Origin of the sequence: Mameliella sp. AT18 (assembly GCF_028807275.1) — a bacterium.
GTDB lineage: Bacteria > Pseudomonadota > Alphaproteobacteria > Rhodobacterales > Rhodobacteraceae > Antarctobacter > Antarctobacter albus.
In genome coordinates this window covers 1-3418 of the sequence record NZ_JARAMO010000131.1, presented here as the reverse complement: position 1 = coordinate 3418, position 3418 = coordinate 1, and the positions used below count along the sequence as shown (strand labels likewise).

Here is a 3418-nt window from a genome sequence, read left to right as displayed (position 1 = left end):
GGAGCGGCACCAGAGCGTGACAGGTCCAAAGGGATCAGCAACGCGGAGGGTTGGGAGCGTATCACGCCGGACGACCAGAACGACTGGCTGAACCAGCGGGACGCCAGTTTCGACGCATTCTTGGCAATCGGAAATAAGAAAGACGATGGGCAATACCTTTTCGATACCTTTTCGCAGGGCGCGCAGACTGCCCGGGATGCATGGTGTTTCAATTTTAGTCGCTCTAAGATCCACTCAAATGTGCAGCGCTTGATTGCGACTTATGACGAGGAACGACACAGGTTCAGAGCTCTCGGGCGAAAGTTTCCTACGGCAAAAGCTCGAGACAAGTTCGTCGGTGAATTTGTTACCACTGATGAGACCCGGATTAGCTGGAGCCGATCACTAAAAGCCAATGTTGGGCGAGATCGAGAGATCGAATTCATCCCAGAAAATGTGGTTATTTCGCACTACCGGCCTTTCTCAAAGCAGCGCATGTATTTCGACAGGTCCTTGAATGAGTATGTTTTTAAGATCCCACAGTTTTTCCCGCGTGCAGACATCGAAAACCGGGTGATCTGCACCGTTGGAACGGGCGAGGATCAAGGGTTCACCGCACTAATGATCGATGCGGTGCCTGAGTTCAAAACGCATTACAATGGCCAAAACTACCCCCTCTATCTCTACGACCAGCAGGACGAGGAACCGGGCGGGCTCTTCGAAGGTCAGTCCTCCGGCCTCCAGCGTCGTGACGCGATCACCGATGCCGGGTTGGCACATTTCCAGGCGGCCTATTCGGGCGAGGAGATCAGCAAGGAGGACATCTTCTACTACGTCTACGGCCTGCTGCATTCACCCGACTACCGCGACCGCTACGCCGACAACCTGACCAAGGAACTGCCCCGCATCCCGGCGGTAAAAACCTACGCCGACTTCCGCGCCTTCTCCGACGCCGGACGCGCTATGGGCGATCTTCATGTGAACTACGAGACGGTGGAGCCATACCCCGTCACCTACAAGCAGGGCACGCCCGAGCTGTGGAACATTGGCGACCCCAAGGCCTTCTACCGCGTCACCAAGATGAAGTTCGGCGGCAAGGCCCGCGACAAGGACAAGACCACGGTGATCTATAACGCCAACATCACCATGACGGACGTGCCCTTGGGGGCCTACGACTACGTCGTCAACGGCAAGCCCGCGCTGGAATGGGTGATGGAGCGCCAGGTGGTCAAGACCGACAAGGCCAGCGGCATCGTCAACGACGCCAACGACTACGCCAACGAGACCATGGGCGATCCGGCCTACCCGCTGGACCTGTTCCGTCGCGTGATCACCGTAAGCCTCGAGACAATGAAGATTGTCCGTGCCCTGCCGAAACTGGACCTGCCGGCATGAGGGTCCTGTGGCTCCTCCTGGCGATCGTAATGATCCCGTCCATGTCGGCGGCGCAGCAGGGTTTCACCTGTTCCTACGGCGACCGAGGCGCCTGTCTCAGCTATGGCGAAACGGTCTGCTCAAGTTCGGGCAAATGCGTGAGCGCGGACGCAGCCTGTTTCGACAGCTACCAGTGCAACTACGAAGGGTTCACCTGCAAATCGAACCTGACCGACTGCGCTGATGAATACGACGCCCTTCAAACCCGGTTCAACGCGCTGGTGACCGATTACAACAATCTCCTCGAAGACAGCCAGGAGATGCAAGATGCCTTCCAGACCACGCTGGAGGAGCTTGATGAAACGCGAGACGCCCTTTCAGATGCACGGTCCGATCTTTTCTTCGTGACGCAGCAGCGTGATGAGGCGCAGACTGCGCTGGAGGAAGTCCGAGCCTGCATCGAAGATCTCGGGCGGTTCGATGACGCGAGCGATTGCCTGCCATGATTTCTTAGAGAAGGGCGTTCCAATGCTGAGTTTCCTTAGACGCCGCGAAGAGGCGCGCAACGAGTTTCCCTCGGGCCCTTTTCGGTTCGTTGCGCTCGACGTGGAAACCGCCAACCACGACCGTGCCAGCATCTGTCAGATCGGTATCGCTTGCGTCCGTCCCGACAATTCCATCGAAACCTGGACGACCTACGTCGATCCATGCACCTCGACATGGGCGTTCACCGGCCTCCATGGTATCAGCCAGTCTACCGTCAGCGGCGCTCCCAGGTTCGCGGACGCCCTCTCGATGCTGGAAACCCCGCTCGGCGGCATCACGATCTATCAGCACTCAGGTTTCGACCGCAGCGCCTTTCGAGCCGCATGCGCCCTGCTCAGCCGAGACGAGCCTCTGTGGATCTGGCAGAACAGCGTCACCGTCGCTCGCAGGGCATGGCCAGAACTGAAGGGGAACGGCGGTCATGGCCTGGCATCCCTGAAGACCCATTTGCGGCTATCCTTCGACCACCACGATGCCGGCGAAGACGCCCGCGCCGCTGCAGAGGTTGTTTTGCACGCGGAAAAAACGAAGGGGTTGGCGATTTGCTTTCACGATACTTGATAATGCCTATGCCAAAGCCTCTCAGTCAAACCGCCAGTTTTGTGGTCCGGCTGTATCAAGATTTCGGAGTGTCAAAACACAGTGCCTGGTTATCGGCATCAATGGCGAAGTTGGCAGTTCGCTGCCTCCGCGCATTGAGGGGCATGTGTAGTGGGAAGCGGCCGCTCGCTGCGTTTTGCCAAGAAAGCCTATTCAGAACGATGGCTTCGAGCCCCTTGAACCATCTATTGAGCAGCCCACAATTTAATACTATATCTTGTTCAACAGGCTTGATCTTGTGCGAGCGGTTACCCAGATGTAGTTTAGAGGAACCCTAATTGGCGAGAGAGTAATGGCTGACAAAAAGACGATTTTCGTGGCGTTCGCGATGGAAGACAAAGCGTGCCGTGACCTGCTAAAAGGTCAGTCGCTTCACACTGATTCACCTTTTGAGTATGTCGATATGTCCGTGAAGGAGCCTTACGACACCGGGTGGAAGGATCGGGTGCGGACTCGAATCAAACGTTCTGACGGTGTGATCGTGCTGGTAAGTAAGAATTCCCTGAAGTCTTCTGGGCAGAAGTGGGAGATCACCTGCGCTAAGGAAGAGAAGGTCCCGCTGCGTGGCTTCTGGTGCTATAAGGACGATCGAACCGATCTCACCGGCGTCAACACGAAGGTCTGGACTTGGGACAACGTTGCCGCTTTCATTGATAGCCTCTAAGAGGTGGGCATGAGGAAAGCATTAGTCGTCGGCGTGGATTACTACGGCCACATCAAAGCGCTACACGGCTGCGTCAACGACGCCCACAGCGTAAAGTCGATGCTGGATCGGGACTCAGACGGCTCTGTCAATTTCCACGTGAAGCTCCTGACGGCGACCGGTCCCGGCCAGTTGGTCCCGCGGAAGAAGCTTCGAGAAGCTATTCAGGAGCTCTTCCAAGACAAGCGTAAGCGGTGCGCTGGTCACACGGTCTTG

At 56.8% G+C, this 3418-nt stretch carries 5 protein-coding genes; all 5 read left to right on the top strand.

Features of this window, described 5'->3' with window-relative positions:
• On the top strand, nucleotides 1–1374 hold a 1374-nt coding region (locus tag PVW46_RS13750; RefSeq protein WP_338020527.1), incomplete at its 5' end, for a type ISP restriction/modification enzyme.
• A gap of 29 nt (nucleotides 1375–1403) precedes the next feature.
• A complete protein-coding gene (locus tag PVW46_RS13745) occupies nucleotides 1404–1859 on the top strand; it encodes a hypothetical protein (protein WP_139132221.1) in 456 nt (151 codons plus the stop codon).
• Between the two features lie 22 nt (nucleotides 1860–1881).
• Nucleotides 1882–2460: an exonuclease domain-containing protein gene (locus tag PVW46_RS13740; RefSeq protein ID WP_069208074.1), complete on the top strand. Its 579-nt coding sequence runs from the start codon at nucleotides 1882–1884 to the stop codon at nucleotides 2458–2460.
• Nucleotides 2461–2791: 331 nt separating this feature from the next.
• The gene (locus tag PVW46_RS13735; RefSeq protein ID WP_069208075.1) at nucleotides 2792–3163 is read left to right on the top strand and encodes a TIR domain-containing protein; all 372 of its coding nucleotides are present in this window, start codon (nucleotides 2792–2794) and stop codon (nucleotides 3161–3163) included.
• A 9-nt stretch (nucleotides 3164–3172) separates the two neighbouring features.
• On the top strand, nucleotides 3173–3418 hold a 246-nt coding region (locus PVW46_RS13730; RefSeq protein ID WP_274576229.1), incomplete at its 3' end, for a caspase family protein.